Origin of the sequence: Dickeya undicola, assembly GCF_000784735.1 — a bacterium.
GTDB classification, from domain to species: domain Bacteria; phylum Pseudomonadota; class Gammaproteobacteria; order Enterobacterales; family Enterobacteriaceae; genus Dickeya; species Dickeya undicola.
Map to the genome: position 1 here is coordinate 91,009 of NZ_JSYG01000037.1, position 16,272 is coordinate 107,280.

The 16,272-nt window shown below is 57.8% G+C and carries 17 protein-coding genes and 3 tRNA genes; 12 read left to right on the forward strand and 8 right to left on the reverse strand.

Going from position 1 to position 16,272, the window contains the following annotated elements:
* The first annotated feature begins 2 nt into the window (after nt 1–2).
* Nucleotides 3–1,877, forward strand: coding sequence for a DEAD/DEAH family ATP-dependent RNA helicase (locus tag OB87_RS17535; RefSeq protein WP_033570688.1), 1,875 nt, complete (start codon nt 3–5; stop codon nt 1,875–1,877).
* A 92-nt stretch (nt 1,878–1,969) separates the two neighbouring features.
* Here the strand turns inward: OB87_RS17535 and OB87_RS17540 are convergent, their stop codons facing one another.
* From OB87_RS17540 to ubiU, 3 genes are all read right to left on the reverse strand, one after another.
* Complete coding sequence (locus OB87_RS17540) at nt 1,970–2,989, reverse strand: luciferase-like monooxygenase (RefSeq protein ID WP_033570689.1); 1,020 nt, start codon at nt 2,987–2,989, stop codon at nt 1,970–1,972.
* A gap of 115 nt (nt 2,990–3,104) precedes the next feature.
* Nucleotides 3,105–3,983 carry a U32 family peptidase gene (locus tag OB87_RS17545; RefSeq protein ID WP_033570690.1) on the reverse strand — a complete coding sequence of 293 codons (879 nt, stop codon included), beginning with the start codon at nt 3,981–3,983 and terminating at the stop codon, nt 3,105–3,107.
* 18 nt (nt 3,984–4,001) lie between these two features.
* Nucleotides 4,002–5,000: a ubiquinone anaerobic biosynthesis protein UbiU gene (ubiU, locus tag OB87_RS17550; protein ID WP_033570691.1), complete on the reverse strand. Its 999-nt coding sequence runs from the start codon at nt 4,998–5,000 to the stop codon at nt 4,002–4,004.
* A 318-nt stretch (nt 5,001–5,318) separates the two neighbouring features.
* Between ubiU and ubiT the strand changes: the two genes are divergently transcribed.
* Nucleotides 5,319–5,843, forward strand: a complete 525-nt coding sequence (gene ubiT / locus OB87_RS17555) for a ubiquinone anaerobic biosynthesis accessory factor UbiT (protein ID WP_033570692.1) — start codon at nt 5,319–5,321, stop codon at nt 5,841–5,843.
* Nucleotides 5,837–6,340, forward strand: a complete 504-nt coding sequence (locus OB87_RS17560) for a GNAT family N-acetyltransferase (protein WP_033570693.1) — start codon at nt 5,837–5,839, stop codon at nt 6,338–6,340. Before ubiT ends, OB87_RS17560 begins: the two co-directional genes overlap by 7 nt.
* Here the strand turns inward: OB87_RS17560 and OB87_RS17565 are convergent.
* A complete protein-coding gene (locus OB87_RS17565; RefSeq protein ID WP_033570694.1) occupies nt 6,327–6,629 on the reverse strand; it encodes a GIY-YIG nuclease family protein in 303 nt (100 codons plus the stop codon). The genes OB87_RS17560 and OB87_RS17565 overlap by 14 nt on opposite strands.
* A 228-nt stretch (nt 6,630–6,857) precedes the next feature.
* Here OB87_RS17565 and deoC point away from each other — a divergent pair, with 228 nt between their 5' ends.
* From deoC to deoD, 4 genes are all read left to right on the forward strand, one after another.
* Nucleotides 6,858–7,637: a deoxyribose-phosphate aldolase gene (gene deoC / locus OB87_RS17570; protein WP_033570695.1), complete on the forward strand. Its 780-nt coding sequence runs from the start codon at nt 6,858–6,860 to the stop codon at nt 7,635–7,637.
* 62 nt (nt 7,638–7,699) lie between these two features.
* A complete protein-coding gene (gene deoA / locus OB87_RS17575) occupies nt 7,700–9,031 on the forward strand; it encodes a thymidine phosphorylase (RefSeq protein ID WP_033570747.1) in 1,332 nt (443 codons plus the stop codon).
* An 82-nt stretch (nt 9,032–9,113) separates the two neighbouring features.
* The gene (gene deoB / locus OB87_RS17580; RefSeq protein WP_033570696.1) at nt 9,114–10,337 is read left to right on the forward strand and encodes a phosphopentomutase; all 1,224 of its coding nucleotides are present in this window, start codon (nt 9,114–9,116) and stop codon (nt 10,335–10,337) included.
* A gap of 118 nt (nt 10,338–10,455) precedes the next feature.
* The gene (gene deoD / locus OB87_RS17585; protein WP_033570697.1) at nt 10,456–11,181 is read left to right on the forward strand and encodes a purine-nucleoside phosphorylase; all 726 of its coding nucleotides are present in this window, start codon (nt 10,456–10,458) and stop codon (nt 11,179–11,181) included.
* A gap of 81 nt (nt 11,182–11,262) precedes the next feature.
* On the opposite strand, the gene rimI is transcribed toward deoD, so the two are convergent.
* Nucleotides 11,263–11,706, reverse strand: coding sequence for a ribosomal protein S18-alanine N-acetyltransferase (rimI, locus tag OB87_RS17590; RefSeq protein ID WP_033570698.1), 444 nt, complete (start codon nt 11,704–11,706; stop codon nt 11,263–11,265).
* On the reverse strand, nt 11,675–12,094 hold the full coding sequence (locus tag OB87_RS17595) for a DNA polymerase III subunit psi (protein WP_033570699.1): 420 nt from the start codon (nt 12,092–12,094) through the stop codon (nt 11,675–11,677). Before OB87_RS17595 ends, rimI begins: the two co-directional genes overlap by 32 nt.
* A gap of 174 nt (nt 12,095–12,268) precedes the next feature.
* Between OB87_RS17595 and rsmC the strand changes: the two genes are divergently transcribed.
* The gene (gene rsmC / locus OB87_RS17600; protein ID WP_033570700.1) at nt 12,269–13,297 is read left to right on the forward strand and encodes a 16S rRNA (guanine(1207)-N(2))-methyltransferase RsmC; all 1,029 of its coding nucleotides are present in this window, start codon (nt 12,269–12,271) and stop codon (nt 13,295–13,297) included.
* Nucleotides 13,298–13,334: 37 nt separating this feature from the next.
* Here the strand turns inward: rsmC and OB87_RS17605 are convergent, their stop codons facing one another.
* A complete protein-coding gene (locus OB87_RS17605) occupies nt 13,335–14,330 on the reverse strand; it encodes an aldo/keto reductase (RefSeq protein ID WP_033570701.1) in 996 nt (331 codons plus the stop codon).
* Nucleotides 14,331–14,442: 112 nt separating this feature from the next.
* Here OB87_RS17605 and OB87_RS17610 point away from each other — a divergent pair, with 112 nt between their 5' ends.
* The 4 genes from OB87_RS17610 to OB87_RS17625 all read left to right on the forward strand — a co-directional run bounded on the left by OB87_RS17610 (nt 14,443) and on the right by OB87_RS17625 (nt 15,816).
* On the forward strand, nt 14,443–15,345 hold the full coding sequence (locus OB87_RS17610) for a LysR family transcriptional regulator (RefSeq protein WP_033570702.1): 903 nt from the start codon (nt 14,443–14,445) through the stop codon (nt 15,343–15,345).
* Between the two features lie 116 nt (nt 15,346–15,461).
* A tRNA-Leu gene (locus OB87_RS17615) sits at nt 15,462–15,547 on the forward strand.
* A 32-nt stretch (nt 15,548–15,579) separates the two neighbouring features.
* Nucleotides 15,580–15,665, forward strand: a tRNA-Leu gene (locus OB87_RS17620).
* A gap of 65 nt (nt 15,666–15,730) precedes the next feature.
* A tRNA-Leu gene (locus OB87_RS17625) sits at nt 15,731–15,816 on the forward strand.
* A gap of 115 nt (nt 15,817–15,931) precedes the next feature.
* Here OB87_RS17625 and OB87_RS17630 read toward each other — a convergent pair.
* Nucleotides 15,932–16,216, reverse strand: a complete 285-nt coding sequence (locus OB87_RS17630; protein ID WP_033570703.1) for a DUF1435 domain-containing protein — start codon at nt 16,214–16,216, stop codon at nt 15,932–15,934.
* Between the last annotated feature and the right edge of the window lie 56 nt (nt 16,217–16,272).

A 16,272-nucleotide genomic window follows, 5' to 3' on the forward strand; every position in this document is an offset into this window, starting at 1 on the left:
ACATGGCAGAGTTTGAAACCTCTTTTGCTAGTCTGGGGCTGTCCGCTCCTATTCTGAATGCACTGTCTGAGATGGGGTACGAAAAGCCGTCTCCGATTCAGGCGGAATGTATTCCTCATCTGCTCAACGGGCGCGACGTACTGGGTATGGCGCAGACCGGGAGCGGTAAAACCGCGGCATTTTCTCTGCCGCTGCTGAACAATATCAAGGCTGACCTGAAAGCGCCGCAGTTGCTGGTGCTGGCACCGACCCGTGAGCTGGCGGTGCAGGTTGCGGAAGCCTGTAACGAATTCTCCAAACATATGCAGGGCGTCAACGTGGTGGCGCTGTATGGCGGCCAGCGTTATGACGTGCAGTTGCGCGCGCTGCGTCAGGGGCCGCAAATCGTAGTCGGTACGCCGGGACGTCTGCTGGACCACCTGAAACGCGGTACGTTGGACCTGTCCAACCTGAGCGGTCTGGTGCTGGATGAAGCTGATGAAATGCTGCGTATGGGCTTCATCGAAGATGTAGAAAACATCATGGCGCAGATCCCGGCTGAACATCAGACGGCACTGTTCTCCGCTACGATGCCGGAAGCGATTCGTCGTATTACGCGTCGTTTCATGAACGATCCGCAGGAAGTCCGCATTCAGTCCAGCGTGACCACGCGTCCGGATATCAGCCAGAGCTACTGGACGGTATACGGGATGCGTAAAAATGAAGCGCTGATCCGTTTCCTGGAAGCGGAAGACTTTGATGCCGCGATCATTTTCGTGCGCACCAAGAACGCGACACTGGAAGTGGCCGAAGCGCTGGAGCGCAGCGGTTACAACAGCGCTGCGCTGAACGGTGACATGAATCAGGCACTGCGTGAACAAACGCTGGAGCGCCTGAAAGACGGTCGTCTGGATATCCTGATCGCAACCGACGTTGCTGCGCGTGGTCTGGATGTTGATCGCATCAGCCTGGTCGTGAACTACGACATCCCGATGGATTCTGAATCCTACGTACACCGTATCGGCCGTACCGGTCGTGCGGGTCGTGCGGGTCGTGCACTGCTGTTCGTGGAAAACCGCGAACGCCGCCTGCTGCGCAACATTGAGCGCATCATGAAGTTGACGATTCCGGAAGTGGATCTGCCGAACGCCGAACTGCTGGGTCAGCGTCGTCTGGCGCAGTTTGCTGCTAAAGTACAGCAGCAACTGGAAAGCAGCGATCTGGAGATGTACCGCGCGCTGCTCAGCAAGCTGCAACCGCAGGAAGAGCTGGACATCGAAACGCTGGCTGCCGCGCTGTTGAAGATGGCTCAGGGCGAACGTCCGCTGATTCTGCCGCCGGATCCGGTGGTTGAGCGTCGTCCGCGTCGTGAATTCCGCGAGCGCGACGAACGCTTTGAGCGTCGTGGTGACCGTAACGATCGTGCCCCGCGTGGTGAAGATCGTCCGGCTCGTCGTGAACGTCGTGACGTTGGCGAAATGGATCTGTATCGCATTGAAGTGGGTCGTGACGACGGCGTTGAAGTGCGTCATATCGTGGGCGCGATTGCTAACGAAGGCGACATCAGCAGCCGTTACATCGGCAACATCAAACTGTTTGCCTCGCATTCCACCATTGAGCTGCCGAAAGGTATGCCGGGCGATCTGCTGTCGCATTTCACCCGCACGCGTATTCTGAACAAACCGATGAATATGCAACTGATGGGCGATGCACAGCCGCATGAACGCCGTGAGCGTCGTGAAGGCGGTGAGCGTGGCGATCGTGGTAGCCGTAGCTTTGGCGAACGTACCGGCAATGGCCGTGGTCGTCCGTTCAATGGCGAACGTCGCGAAGGTGGTGAGCGTCGTGGCGGTAGCCGTGACGGTCAACGCGCACCGCGCCGTTTCAGCAATGCCTGATAACGTGTGACGTTGATATGAAAAACCAGCTCTCGGGCTGGTTTTTTTACGTCTCTATTTTTATGTCACGGCTTTTATGTGATGTTTTTATCTCATTGAATGCGCGGTTCTCGCACGATTTCCGCTTGCAGTTGCGCCACCAGTTCAAATGAACGCAGCCGCGCCTGATGGTCGAATATCTGGCCGTTAATCATCAGCTCGTCCGCCTGGGTTTCCCGCAGCAGGGTTTGCAGGCCGTGGCGTACTTTAGCTGGATCGCCCACCACCGCCAGCCGTAACGTCTGCTCTACCGCATACTGTTCCGCAGCGGACCAGTATGCTTCCATCGATGTTACCGGCGCAGGCAGCGGCCCCGGCGTACCGCGTCGCAGGTTGATAAACTGCTGCTGCAACGACGTGAACAGAAAACGGGCGTCCCGATCGCTGTCGGCGGCAACCACGTTGACGCACACCATGGCATACGGCTTCTCAAGCTGGGCGGATGGCCGGAAGTTGTCACGATAAAGCTGCAATGCTTGCAGAAGCATGTCCGGCGCGAAATGGGCGGCGAAGGCAAACGGTAACCCCATCGATGCCGCTAACTGGGCGCTGTACAGGCTGGATCCAAGCAACCAGATCGGGACGTTCAGCCCTTGCCCCGGCACCGCTTGCACGGCCTGCCCCGACTGAACAGGGGCGAAATAGCGCTGAAGTTCCTGCACATCACGGGGAAAATCGTCAATATCGGCATTCAGATGGCGGCGCAACGCCTGCATGGTACGTTGGTCGGTGCCTGGCGCTCGCCCCAGACCCAGTTCAATCCGGCCAGGATAGAGCGATTCGAGCGTGCCAAACTGTTCGGCAATCACCAGCGGGGCGTGGTTTGGCAGCATGACGCCGCCGGAACCCAGCTTGATACGTTGTGTACCACTGGCGATATACCCGATCAGCACCGACGTAGCCGCGCTGGCGATCCCCGTCATGTTGTGATGTTCTGCCAGCCAGTAGCGTTGATATCCCCAGTTTTCCGCGTGCTGCGCCAGACTCAGAGAATGGTGGAACGCATCGCGGGCGGTGTTGCCTTGCGGGATAGGGGCCAGATCGAGCAGCGAGAAAGGAACGGTAGCGGTCATAAGCGTGACTCATCGGGTTGAGGGGCTGACGTGTCAGCCCGAATAAACACTCATGAGATGTTACGTGATCTTAACAATGTGCAACGGACGATGCGTGCACATTGCCCCGACTGATTTAACCGACCAGCTCCAGTCCGGCCACCCGTCGCCAGTAGCCGTTGCAATCCTGCTGGTTTGCCAGTGTCAGCGGCTGCCCGCCGTGCTGGTTGGCGCGGAAGCGGTCGAGCATTGCCAGCGTATCCAGCCCTTGCGGCGACAGGCGCACGATATCCACCAGCCCGCCCATTGACGTCAGATCGTTGCCGAGGTTATAGCAGTAACCGCTCTGGGTCTGGATGCCGTTAAGCACAAACACCTGCTGGTTTTCCTGCGACAGTACCTGGCGTCCTTGCGGGTAATTGATGCAGCAGGTTTCGCACTCGTCCTTGGGGCGGTTTTCCGAACGGGCGGTAAAGCAGCGGGCGGAATACGCCAGCGGCAGATGACCGTAGCTCAGCACTTCCACCTCAAACTGATGGCGAAAACCGAGTTCATCGCATTGGTTGAGCAGATGTTGTAACCAGTCCCGCGACAGTTCCACCGGCATACACCAGCGCATCATGCCCTGTTTGTGCAGCAACCGTAGGGTGTAGGCGTTATAACAGTTGAGCGCGTGCCCCGCGACAAACGGCAGGCCGCGCTCCGCCGCCATGTTGACCGCGCCCAGATCGTTGGCCTCCAGTAAAAACTCGCCGTTTTCCACATACCGTTTCAGCTCGGTCAGTTCGGAAGGCGCTTGTAGCAGCGACAGTGTGGAGATCACCACCTGTTTGCCGCTGGCGGCGATCGCACGCGCCAGGTCAAGCCAGTCGCTGACTTTCATGCCCCGGCGCTTGCTGCACACGGTTTCACCCAGATAGATGATATCGGCACTGCTGGCGGCCGCAGCCTGATAAAACGTTTCAATGTCGGCTTTGGGCCAATAGTAGAGCAGAGCGCCCAGTGAATATTTCATGTTGTTGATGTCTCCTGGCTACTGCCACTGGCGATGATAGGCACCCAGCGTCGTCTGCGTACCTTCAGCAACGGCACCCAGCGCGTCCATCCATTCAGCGGTCGGGGTGAAGTGTGTCGGGTCGGCCTTGCAGCGGTCGATCGCCTGCCGCCATACCTGGGTTACCTGGCTGACATAAGCCGGGCTGCGTTGGCGACCTTCGATTTTCACCGAGGCAATATTGGCCGCCATCAGTTCCGGCAGCAGCTCCAGCGTATTCAGGCTGGTGGGTTCCTCCAGCGCGTGATAACGCTGGCCGTCCACCAGATAGCGGCCTTTGCACAAGGTTGGGTAGCCGGCGTTTTCATGGTCCTGATAGCGGTCGATCAACACATCGTTTAACCGCGATTCCATGCCGTTTTCCGTCTGCTGCCAGCGCACGAAGCGTGCTGGTGAGCAGGCACCGACCGTATTGGGCGACTCGCCGGTCAGGTAGGAAGACAGATAGCAACGCCCTTCAGCCATGATGCACAGGCTGCCGAAGGCGAATACTTCCAGCGGCACCGGGCTGGTGCGCGAAAGCTGTTTGACCTGATGAATGGAGAGCACGCGCGGCAGCACGATGCGGGCGACATCGAAGTGGCGCTGATAAAAACGAATCGCTTCCTCGTTGGTGGCGGAAGCCTGCACCGACACGTGTCGCTCTACCGCTGGATAGCGCTCGGCGGCATACTCCAGCATCGCCAGGTCCGCCAGAATCAACGCATCGGCACCGGCGGTCTGTACCGCGGTATCCACCGCGAGCTGCCAGCGCTGATAGCCGTCCGGGTGGGCAAAGGTGTTGATGGCGATATGCAGTTTGCGGCGGTGGCGGTGCACGTAGTCGCTGGCGTCCTGCAGTTTTTTGTCGTTGAAATTGAGGCCAGCGAAGTGGCGGGCGTTGGTATCGTCTTTCAGCCCGATGTACACCGCGTCGGCACCATGGTCGATGGCGGCTTTTAGTGCCGGTAAATTACCAGCGGGGCAAAGCAGTTCCATTCTAACGTCCTTTCATCACGGCCTGACGCAGCGGGCCGGTTTGCAATGAACAGGAATCTTAGTGAACCCGGCTGTCAGCAACTTTGATTTAAACCAGCATATCGGGGAATTGCTGGCGCTTACTGGTCGTGATTTGGCGCAGAACAGGCTAAATTTAATGTGTCACATTCCAGCGACTTGCCCGCGGCTATCTCTACATGATGTTAAAAAACGCGTCCGGCGTTTTTATTGATGTAGACCCCTGCTGCCGGTTTCCCGTTCTGTGGCAGAATAATGACCATATCGGTTAAGCCGTATCGCTTTATGAGGAGTACGCCAGTGTTGGAAAAACTACGTGCGCAGATTGTGCGTCAAGGGCCACGTTTACTGAGTAAACCGTTAACGCTAACGCCTTTCGTCCTGCAACGCCGGGTGCTGGAACAACTGCTGGGATGGCAGTTCCGTCAGGCGCTGGAAGAAGGCGAGCTGGATTTTCTTGATGGACGTTGGTTGCGAATCGAAGTCCGCGATATTGGTTTGCAGTGGTTTGTCACGTTGCGGGATAACCGGCTTGAAATCAGTCATAACGAACTGGCGGATGTCAGCTTCAGTGCCGATGCTAACGATCTGATCCTGATCGCTGCCCGTCGTGAAGATCCGGATACGTTGTTTTTCCAGCGTCGCCTGCGCATTGAAGGGGACACCGAGCTGGGGCTGTACGTCAAGAACCTGATGGACGCCATCGAGCTGGAAAGTATGCCCGCACCGCTGCGTGTTGCGCTGCTGCAACTGGCCGGGTTCGTGGCCGCTGGTTTACAGGAGGGCGCGGAGCAGGTTAGCCCGCACGCGCCAGTATCATGTTGATTCGAGTTGAAATTCCGGTTGATGCACCGGGGATCGATACCCTGCTGCGGCGCGCGTTTCCTACCAGCGCCGAGGCGGAGTTAGTGCATCAGTTGCGTGAAGACGGCCAGTTGACGCTGGGTATCGTCGCGACTGACGACGAAGGCGGCGTGGTGGGGTATGCCGCGTTCAGCCCGGTGACGCTGGGCGGTGAAGATCGACAGTGGGTTGCGCTGGCACCGTTAGCGGTGGATGAAAACCTGCGCCGTCAGGGCATCGGCGAGCGACTGGTGTATGAAGGGCTGGATGCGCTGAATGAATTTGGTTACACCGCCGTGGTGGTGTTGGGCAATCGACATTACTACACGCGTTTCGGTTTTGTTCCGGCGGTGGAACAGCAGCTTTATTGCCGCTGGCTGGGCTGCGAGTCGGACTTTCTGGTTTACCCGCTGGCGGACAACCACTTTCAGGGAGCCAGCGGTCTGGTGGAATACGCCGAGCCGTTCAATCGTTTCTGACGAGGGGCATAAAATCGGTCAGCGTCGAAGGCTGGTGTTGCACCAGCCTTTCTTTTTGCATTTTACTCAGTTGCTTGACGCGATATTCCCACTTCAGCGCGGTGGAGCGATCGCCCGCCACGCAGTGATACACCAGCGTCAGTGGTCCTTTGCCGCGCAACGCCCGCGCCCCTTTTCCGCTCTGATGTTGTGCCAGCCGCCGCGCCACATCGGTGGTGATGCCGGTGTAAAGCCATCCGCTGCTGGTGCGCAGCAGGTACAGAAACCAGGTTGTCTCACTGTTATTCACGGCATTTCCTTCTCGTGGGTCCGCGCTTATCTTACGGGGATAAACCTGCATTATCAGGTTTCATATAATTCGATACAGTGCTTACCTTCTTTGGTGTTACAATATTCACAATAAACGTGATTAATGTTCATTTAATTTCCTTTTTATGTGAATAAAATCACATTGCAGAGTGCGTTATCTGGGTGACATGCCCGGAAACGCGATAGTGTGCTGAGAGCGGAGTGTTGTATGAGTGATTTAACTGCGGCGGCGCAACGCGCGCTGGGACTGATGGATTTAACGACCCTGAATGATGACGATACCGACGAGAAGGTGATCGCCCTGTGTCGCCAGGCGAAAAGCCCGGTGGGCAATACCGCTGCTATTTGTATCTACCCACGTTTTGTGCCGCTGGCGCGCAAGGTGCTGCGTGAGCAAGGCACGCCGGATGTGCGCATCGCCACCGTGACCAATTTCCCGCACGGTAACGACGACATTGACATTGCACTGGCGGAAACCAAAGCGGCTATCGCTTACGGTGCCGACGAGGTGGACGTGGTGTTCCCCTATCGTGAACTGATGGCGGGTAACCGTCAGGTCGGTTTTGAGCTGGTGAAAGCCTGTAAAGCGGCGTGTGCGGCAGCGGGTGTGCTGCTGAAAGTGATCATCGAAACCGGTGAGTTGAAAACCGATGAGCTGATTCGTGACGCCAGCGAGATTGCTATTGACGCCGGGGCGGATTTCATCAAAACCTCTACCGGTAAAGTGGCGGTGAATGCCACGCTGCATTCTGCCGACGTGATGCTGAGTGTGATCCGCGATAAAGGCGTGGGTGAGCGCGTTGGGTTTAAACCGGCTGGTGGTGTGCGCACGGCGGAAGATGCCGCGCAGTATCTGCAACTTGCCGACACTATTATGGGCGAAGGGTGGGCGGATGCCCGTCATTTCCGATTTGGCGCGTCCGGTTTGCTCGGTAGCCTGTTGACTACGCTGGGCCACACCACCGAGCAGGCCCGCAGCGGCTACTGATGCGGTTCGCGCCTGACGGGCGCGATACATCGGTACTCATGGATTATGCAGGAGAACGCACCTTGTTTCTGACTCAGGAAATTATCCGCAAAAAACGCGACGGGCATCCGCTCAGTGCGGAAGAGATTCGCTTTTTCATCAACGGTGTGCGCGACAACACCGTGTCGGAAGGGCAGATCGCCGCGCTGGCGATGACCATCTTCTTCCACGACATGAACATGGATGAACGGGTGGCGCTGACGCTGGCGATGCGCGATTCCGGTACAGTGCTGGATTGGTCCGGGTTGAATCTGAACGGTCCACTGGTAGACAAGCATTCGACCGGCGGCGTCGGCGATGTGACGTCGCTGATGTTGGGGCCGATGGTGGCGGCCTGCGGCGGCTATGTGCCGATGATTTCCGGTCGCGGTTTAGGCCACACCGGCGGCACGCTGGACAAACTGGAGTCGATTCCAGGGCTGGACATCTTTCCCGAGGATGAGGCTTTCCGGCAGATCATCCGTCAGGTTGGGGTGGCGATTATCGGACAGACCAACTCGCTGGCACCGGCGGACAAGCGTTTTTACGCTACCCGCGATATTACCGCCACGGTTGATTCCATCCCGCTGATCACCGCCTCGATTCTGGCGAAAAAGCTGGCGGAAGGGCTGGATGCACTGGTGATGGATGTCAAAGTCGGTTCCGGCGCGTTTATGCCGACCTATGAACAGTCGGAGCAACTGGCGCAGGCGATTGTTGGCGTAGCGAATAATGCCGGTTGCCGTACCAGCGCGCTGTTGACCGACATGAGTCAGGTGCTGGCTTCCAGCGCCGGTAACGCGCTGGAAGTGCGAGAAGCGGTGCGTTTTCTGACCGGTGAGCAGCGTAACCCGCGCCTGTTTGAGGTGACGATGGCGCTGTGCGAGTCCATGTTGCTGGCGGGGCACCTGGCGCGTGATGCCGCCGAGGCGCGGGCAAAACTACAAGCAGTGCTGGACAACGGCCGGGCTGCGGAAGTCTTCGGGCGTATGGTCGCCGCGCAGCATGGCCCGACGGATTTTGTCGAACATTACGATCGTTATCTGTCGCCCGCCACGCTCAGTAAGCCGGTATTTGCCGAGCGCGAGGGTTTTGTCAGCGCGATGGATGCGCGCGCATTGGGTATGGTGGTAGTCGCGCTGGGTGGTGGTCGACGTCAGGCCAGTGATATCATTGACAGCAGTGTTGGGCTGAGCGACATGGTCAGTCTGGGTGACCGGGTGGATGCACAGCGTCCGCTGGCGGTAGTTCACGCCAGAACCGAGTCGGACTGGCAACTGGCCGCGCAGGCGCTGCGCGAGGCGATTCGCCTTGATGATCAACCGCCTGCGCCTTGTCCGCTGATTTATCGTCGCCTGGACGCCGCGGACATCTAACCGCACTGTCGCCGCCCGGCCTTACGTACATCGATGCTTTATGTTTTACATATAAGCTGTGCCTTACGCAGGAGATAACAACATGAAACGTGCATTTATTATGGTTCTCGACTCGTTCGGGATTGGCAGCGCCGCTGATGCCGAACGGTTTGGCGACGCAGGTTCAGATACGCTGGGCCATATCGCACAAGCCTGCGCACAAGGCAAGGCCGATGTCGGCCGACAAGGGCCGCTGCGGCTGCCGAACCTGAGCCGTCTGGGCTTGGGTAAGGCGGCGCAAGGGTCTACCGGGCAGTTTCCGCAAGGGCTGGATGAGCAGGCTGAGATTATCGGTGCCTACGCTTACGCCAGCGAAATCTCTTCGGGTAAAGATACGCCATCCGGCCATTGGGAAATTGCTGGGGTGCCGGTGCTGTTTGACTGGGGCTACTTCCATGATGAGCACAACAGTTTCCCGCAGGCGCTGTTGGACCGGTTGGTCGCGCGTGCCGGGCTGCCGGGTTATCTGGGCAACTGCCATTCCTCTGGCACCGTGATCCTCGACCAGCTCGGCGAGGAACACATGAAAACCGGCAAACCCATTTTCTACACCTCGGCGGACTCGGTATTTCAGATTGCCTGCCACGAAGAAACCTTCGGGCTGGAGAAACTGTACGAACTGTGTGAAATCGCCCGTGAAGAGCTGACCGAAGGCGGTTACAACATCGGCCGGGTGATCGCCCGTCCGTTCCTCGGTGACAAAGTGGGGCAGTTCCAGCGCACCGGCAACCGTCACGATTTGGCGGTGGAACCACCGGCACCGACCATGCTGAAAAAGCTGGTAGACGAGAAAAATGGCACCGTGGTGTCAGTGGGCAAAATCGCTGATATCTACGCCAACGTCGGCATCACCAAAAAGGTGAAAGCCACCGGTATCGATGCGCTGTTTGACGCCACGTTGAAAGAGATGGAACAGGCGGGCGACGACACCATCGTGTTCACCAACTTTGTCGATTTTGACTCGTCCTACGGCCATCGTCGTGATATCGCCGGGTATGCGGCGGCGCTGGAGCTGTTCGACCGTCGCCTGCCGGAGATGCTCTCTCGCGTGACCGGCGATGACATCCTGATCCTGACCGCCGACCACGGCTGCGACCCGAGCTGGCCGGGCACCGACCACACCCGTGAACACGTGCCGGTGCTGATTTACGGGCCGAAAGTGACGCCGGGTGACCGCGGCCATCGCACCACCTTTGCTGACATCGGCCAGACGGTTACCGGTTATTTCGGGCTGTCGCCGATGGATTACGGCCAGTCTATTCTGTGACAGGACTATTCTGTGACCGGTCCATTCTGTAACAGGTCAATGCTGTGACACGGACCGGTGATAGGCACTATAATTTATCATCATGATTTCACACTGAATTTGAAAAGGAAGAAAAAGCATGGCTACGCCACATATCAATGCAGAAATGGGTGACTTCGCGGACGTGGTGCTGATGCCGGGTGACCCGCTGCGTGCCAAATACATCGCGGAAACCTTTCTGGAAAATGCGGTGGAAGTGAACAATGTGCGCGGCATGTTGGGCTTCACCGGCACCTACAAAGGCCGTCGCATTTCCGTGATGGGCCACGGTATGGGCATTCCGTCCTGCTCTATTTACACCAAAGAGCTGATCACCGAATACGGCGTGAAGAAAATTATCCGTGTCGGCTCCTGCGGCGCAGTGCGTGCTGATGTGAAGCTGCGTGACGTGGTGATCGGCATGGGTGCCTGCACCGATTCCAAAGTGAACCGGATGCGCTTTAAAGATCACGACTTCTCAGCGATTGCCGATTTTGACCTGTTGCGTCACGCGGTGGATGCCGCCAAAGCGCGTGGCATCGACGCTCGCGTTGGCAACCTGTTCTCCGCCGATTTGTTCTACACGCCGGACCCGCAAATGTTCGACGTGATGGAAAAATACGGCATTCTGGGCGTAGAAATGGAAGCGGCCGGTATCTACGGCGTGGCGGCGGAATTCGGCGCTAAAGCGCTGGCTATCTGCACCGTGTCGGACCATATCCGTACCCACGAGCAGACCACCGCCGCCGAGCGCCAGACCACCTTCAACGAGATGATCGAAATCGCGCTGGAGTCGGTATTGTTGGGTGACGCTGCTGAGGCGTGATGGTGCAGTAGTACCTGGATGCAAAAAGAAAACACTGCCATTTGGCAGTGTTTTTTTATGCTGCTTTAACTGGGCGCAGTGTCACCCCAGCGGTAGCGCCATAATGATGGCGTCTTCCCGGCCACCGACGGTCGGGTAATAATCCCGCCGCACCGACACTTCGTTGAATCCCATGCTCTGATACAGCGCGATGGCGCGCGCGTTGGAGGCTCGTACTTCCAGCCACAGCGTCACCACATCGCTGCGCTCCAGCTCGGCGATCAGGTGTTCCAGCAACTGACGTCCGTAGCCGTGGCGTTGATGCGCCGGGTCGACGGCGATGTTGAACAGCGTGGCTTCATCCAGCACCACCTGGGTGATGGCGTAGGCCACCAGTTGCTGGTCATGACACAGTTTCAGGTTGAGGTAACGCTCGCCCTGATTGCTGATGAAGGTTTTTTCGCTCCACGGAAAAGCGTGGCTTAAGCATTCAATGTCAAACGCCTGCGGCAGGTCAGCCGTGGTCAGGGTGGAAATCATGTTCATGGTGACAAATCTGTTGCCACAGGGCGCGTTTCGCCCCAGCGTTGTGAGAGAGCTCGGCCAGAGCCGGGCTGGTCAGTTGCACGCCATCCAATGCCAGCGCATCGGTGACTGGCTGACCCAGCCACCAACTGTGGCAGCGGGTATGTTCCGGTAGCATCTGCGCCTGACGTGGCGTCAGGCTTATCATCTGCTGCGAAGAGAGATTCAGGCTGCGCAAGACATCCTGTAACAGCGGGTCATCGCTGGCGGGCAGTGGATCGGCGATGATAATCAGCCGGACATCAGGCGGCAGGCTGACGGCGATTTCGCCTTTCAGCACCGACGGACGACGCAAGGTCCACTGGGTGATCCCCAGTTGCTGTAACAGCCAGTCCCGTCTTGATGTCATGCCTTACTCACTCTGCGTGCGATGTTAGTGCCCGTGGTAACCGCGCCCGATGTCGCAAATCGTCGTATCCGGCGATGGCGGTGCACGATTGTGCGGCGCTATGCTAACAAATCGCTGAACATGCGCCAACAAACCACTATAATCCTCGCTCAGTTTATTAAGGAGCCACGCCTGATGTCAGCATTAACCCCCGCCAGTGAAGTGATACTGCGCCACAGTGATGAATTTGTTTCCCGCCGGGTGCTGTTTGCCGGTGATTTGCAAGATACGCTGCCCGCTCATTTTGACGCAGCCGCCGTCACCGTGCACACCACGCAGTATCATCACTGGCAGCAGTTGCAGCCCGTATTGGGCGACAACGTGCATTTTTCGCTGCTGGCACAAGCGGAAACCGTAGCCGGGTGCGACACCCTGATCTACTACTGGCCGAAAAGCAAACAGGAAGCGCAGTTCCAGCTGTCCAACCTGCTGTCGCTGCTGCCGGTAGGCTGCGATATTTTCGTCGTCGGCGAGAACCGCAGCGGGGTACGCAGCGCCGAAGGCATTCTGGAGCCGATCGCCGCCATCAACAAGATCGACAGCGCCCGACGTTGTGGGCTGTATCACGGTCGTCTGGAAGCACCGTCTGCTTTTGCGCTGGAGGATTGGTGGCTGGAGTATGACGTGGATGGCGTGCCAGTACATACACTGCCGGGCGTATTCAGCCGTGAAGGGCTGGATACGGGCAGCCAATTGCTGCTCTCGACGCTGGAGCCGCACCGCAAGGGTAAGGTGTTGGATCTTGCCTGCGGCGCTGGGGTGCTGGCGGCATCGTTTGCCCGCCTGTCACCGAAAATCCGCCTGACGCTGAGTGATGTGAGCGCGGCGGCGCTGGAAGCGAGCCAGGCGACGTTGGCCGCTAACGGCCTGGAAGGGCAGGTGATCGCCAGCAACGCGTACTCGGATATTCAGGGGCGTTTTGACCTGATCATCTCCAACCCGCCGTTCCATGACGGTCTGCAGACCAGCCTGCACGCGGCGGAAGTGATGATCCGTGGTGCCGCCGCGCACCTGAACATGGAAGGTGAGTTGCGTATTGTCGCCAACGCCTTCCTGCCGTACCCAGCGCTGCTGGACGAGACATTCGGCAGTCATGAAGTGATCGCCCAGACCGGTCGTTTCCGCGTTTATCGTGCGGTGCTGCGTCGCAATAAAAAACGTTAACTGCGCTGCCCGGTTTTCGCCGGGCGCAATGCGGCGCTTAGGCGTTATCAAGCGTCGCCATGCCTTCTTGTCCGTAGCGTGCGCCTGCGGCGATCTCCGGCGGGAAGATGGCGTTAATGTCATCCAACTCGCGTGCCGTCAACAACACCGACAGTGCGCCGACATTTTCTTCCAGGTAGCGACGGCGTTTGGTGCCGGGAATCGGAACGATGTGCTCGCCTTGTGCCAGCACCCAGGCCAGCGCCAGCTGTGATGGCGTGACCGCTTTTTCCTGCGCCAGCTGCGTGATTTTGTCCACCAGTTGCAGGTTTTTAGCAAAGTTTTCGTCGCTGAAGCGCGGGTTGGCGCGTCGGAAATCGTCCGCGGCCAGGTCATCCTGCTGTTTGATGGCACCGGTCAGAAAACCACGCCCCAGCGGACTATAAGGCACAAAACCGATGCCGAGACGACGGCAGGTGGGCAGAATCTCTGTTTCCACATCGCGCGTCCACAATGAGTATTCGCTTTGCAGCGCGGTGATAGGGTGAACGCGGTGCGCGCGCTCCAGGGTGGCGGCGGAGGCTTCGCTCAGGCCGATGTAACGGATCTTGCCTGCTTTAACCAGATCGGCCAGGGCGCCAACACTCTCCTCAATCGGCACTGCCGGATCGACGCGGTGCTGATAATAAAGGTCGATGACTTCGACGCCCAGACGTTTCAGGCTGCCTTCGACCGCCTGACGGATATACTCTGGCCGACCGCAGACGCCACGCAGGTTCGGGTTGGCCGGGTCGCGCAGAATGCCGAACTTGGTCGCCAGAAATACCTGATCCCGTTTGCCTTTGATGGCGTTGCCCACCAGCGTTTCATTGGTGTAAGGGCCGTACATGTCGGCGGTATCCAGCAGGGTGACGCCCAGTTCCAGCGCACGATGCAGGGTGGAGAGAGCCTCTTTTTCATCCTGCCCGGTGGAGTAGAAATCGCTCATGCCCATGCAGCCGAGGCCCAGTGCAGATACCGTTGGCCCCTGTGGGCCCAGTTTTCGCTGTTGCATGTTGTTGCTCCGTATGATTAACCACGCTTTTCAGTGTGGTTGTTTGGAGGGAAAAGATAAATTCGCAGTTTTATGCAACACTGTTTGTAAAATGCAAACAATGGAGCCGGTGATGGATCAGGTGCAGGCGATGCGGGTGTTCGTGCGCATTGTGGAAGCAGAAAGCTTTAGCCGGGCGGCGGAAAAGCTGGGACTGCCGCGGGCGACCGTCAGCCAGACGCTGAAACGGTTGGAACTGCGGCTGGGTGTACGCCTGTTGCAACGCACCACCCGTCAGGTACAGGTGACGGACGAAGGTTTGCTGTACTACCAGCGCTGTGTGCAGTTGCTGGCGGAAATTGAGGAAACGGACGCACTGTTCTCCCATCAGCGTCAGCAGCCTAGCGGGAGGGTGCGAATCGACATGCCGCATTCATTAGCCCGTCAGGTGGTGATCCCGTCGTTACCCGCGTTTTACCGCCGCTATCCGCAGATTTCGCTGGTGCTGAGCGCCAACGATGCCGCGATTAATGTGGTGCGCGAAGGGGTGGACTGCGTGCTGCGCGCCTGGCAGGTGGACGATGATTCACTGGTGGCGCGTTCGCTGCCGTCGTTGCCGCAGGTAACCTGCGCTTCCGCAGCGTATTGCGCCGAATTCGGCATACCGGACACGCTGGAAGCGCTGACCTCTCACCGGATGGTGAGCTATTTTTCGCTGCGTACCTCGCAGCGTTACCCGCTGGAATTTATGCAGCAGGGGCAAGTGATCACCCGCTCTCTGCCCAGCCTGGTGGAAATCAATGGTGCCGATGCTTATATTGCTGCCTGCCAGGCCGGAATGGGGATTATTCAGGCTCCTCGCTATGGTATTGCGTCGTTGCTGGACCGTGGGGAACTGGTGGAAATCCTGCCGCAGTTACCGCCGCCCGATATGCCGCTGTATGTGATGTATCCCTCCGGGCGCTTTCTGGCTCCGCGCATCCGGGTGGTGATTGAGTGGCTGGTGCAATGCTTCCAGCAGGCCCCGTTTGTCTGAATGCTGTTTTTTACAGCAAACGCCGTAACGACATGGAAATAATGATTGACGTTGGTGCGAAAATCTCTAGAATTCGCCTCCGTGGTGACATTGTGTGACGTAATGTTGCTTGGTTTGCGAAGGTGGCGGAATTGGTAGACGCGCTAGCTTCAGGTGTTAGTGTCCTTAGGACGTGAGGGTTCAAGTCCCTCTCTTCGCACCAAAATCACCACAAATTTGTATTTCACAGTACCTGCGAAGGTGGCGGAATTGGTAGACGCGCTAGCTTCAGGTGTTAGTGTCCTTAGGACGTGAGGGTTCAAGTCCCTCTCTTCGCACCACTGGGATACAAATCAAGATGTCGTAGTCAGCAGTACGTGTAGTAAACAGTATCGTAGTAAACAGTGCGAAGGTGGCGGAATTGGTAGACGCGCTAGCTTCAGGTGTTAGTGTCCTTAGGACGTGAGGGTTCAAGTCCCTCTCTTCGCACCACTCTCCTCATCCTTATTTTTCTTATCTTTTTCCAGCACAGCAATGTTCCCCGCCCATAGCATCAACCGGCGTTTTCTTCCTTTATCTTGTGCGTTATGCCCGTTCAGGCTCGGTGTTACCATCCTTTTAGCGTAAGCGACAGCGCCGCCAGGCCGCCTGCCAGTGCAATACAGGACGGTAGCAGCAGGTAGTGACGCATACGGCGATGAAACAGCATACTTAACGTAATCAGCATCGCCAGTGCACAGATGTATTTCAGATGGGTCAGGTTTAGTTCCGGCAAGGCCAGTAGCGGCATCAGCGCCGCCGGTAGCAGAACGCCCCAGGCGCTGGACAGACGCTTGCCAAAATACCAGCTTATTCCCCATAGCCCACAGGCGGCGATCATCGCGGTTAGCATGGCGACTTCCATTGTTGATAATGATAACTAATATCATATATGAGATTTGCCGCTAT

Coding starts and splice junctions, on each gene's coding strand:
- rimI (WP_033570698.1), bottom strand. CDS start 11,706: ATGAACATGATTTCCACCCTGACCACGGCTGACCTGCCGCAGGCGTTT.
- OB87_RS17545 (WP_033570690.1), bottom strand. CDS start 3,983: ATGAAATATTCACTGGGCGCTCTGCTCTACTATTGGCCCAAAGCCGAC.
- OB87_RS17540 (WP_033570689.1), bottom strand. CDS start 2,989: ATGACCGCTACCGTTCCTTTCTCGCTGCTCGATCTGGCCCCTATCCCG.
- OB87_RS17605 (WP_033570701.1), bottom strand. CDS start 14,330: ATGCAACAGCGAAAACTGGGCCCACAGGGGCCAACGGTATCTGCACTG.
- OB87_RS17535 (WP_033570688.1), top strand. CDS start 3: ATGGCAGAGTTTGAAACCTCTTTTGCTAGTCTGGGGCTGTCCGCTCCT.
- rsmC (WP_033570700.1), top strand. CDS start 12,269: ATGTCAGCATTAACCCCCGCCAGTGAAGTGATACTGCGCCACAGTGAT.
- deoC (WP_033570695.1), top strand. CDS start 6,858: ATGAGTGATTTAACTGCGGCGGCGCAACGCGCGCTGGGACTGATGGAT.
- OB87_RS17610 (WP_033570702.1), top strand. CDS start 14,443: ATGGATCAGGTGCAGGCGATGCGGGTGTTCGTGCGCATTGTGGAAGCA.
- OB87_RS17630 (WP_033570703.1), bottom strand. CDS start 16,216: ATGCTAACCGCGATGATCGCCGCCTGTGGGCTATGGGGAATAAGCTGG.
- ubiU (WP_033570691.1), bottom strand. CDS start 5,000: ATGGAACTGCTTTGCCCCGCTGGTAATTTACCGGCACTAAAAGCCGCC.
- deoD (WP_033570697.1), top strand. CDS start 10,456: ATGGCTACGCCACATATCAATGCAGAAATGGGTGACTTCGCGGACGTG.
- OB87_RS17595 (WP_033570699.1), bottom strand. CDS start 12,094: ATGACATCAAGACGGGACTGGCTGTTACAGCAACTGGGGATCACCCAG.
- deoB (WP_033570696.1), top strand. CDS start 9,114: ATGAAACGTGCATTTATTATGGTTCTCGACTCGTTCGGGATTGGCAGC.
- OB87_RS17560 (WP_033570693.1), top strand. CDS start 5,837: ATGTTGATTCGAGTTGAAATTCCGGTTGATGCACCGGGGATCGATACC.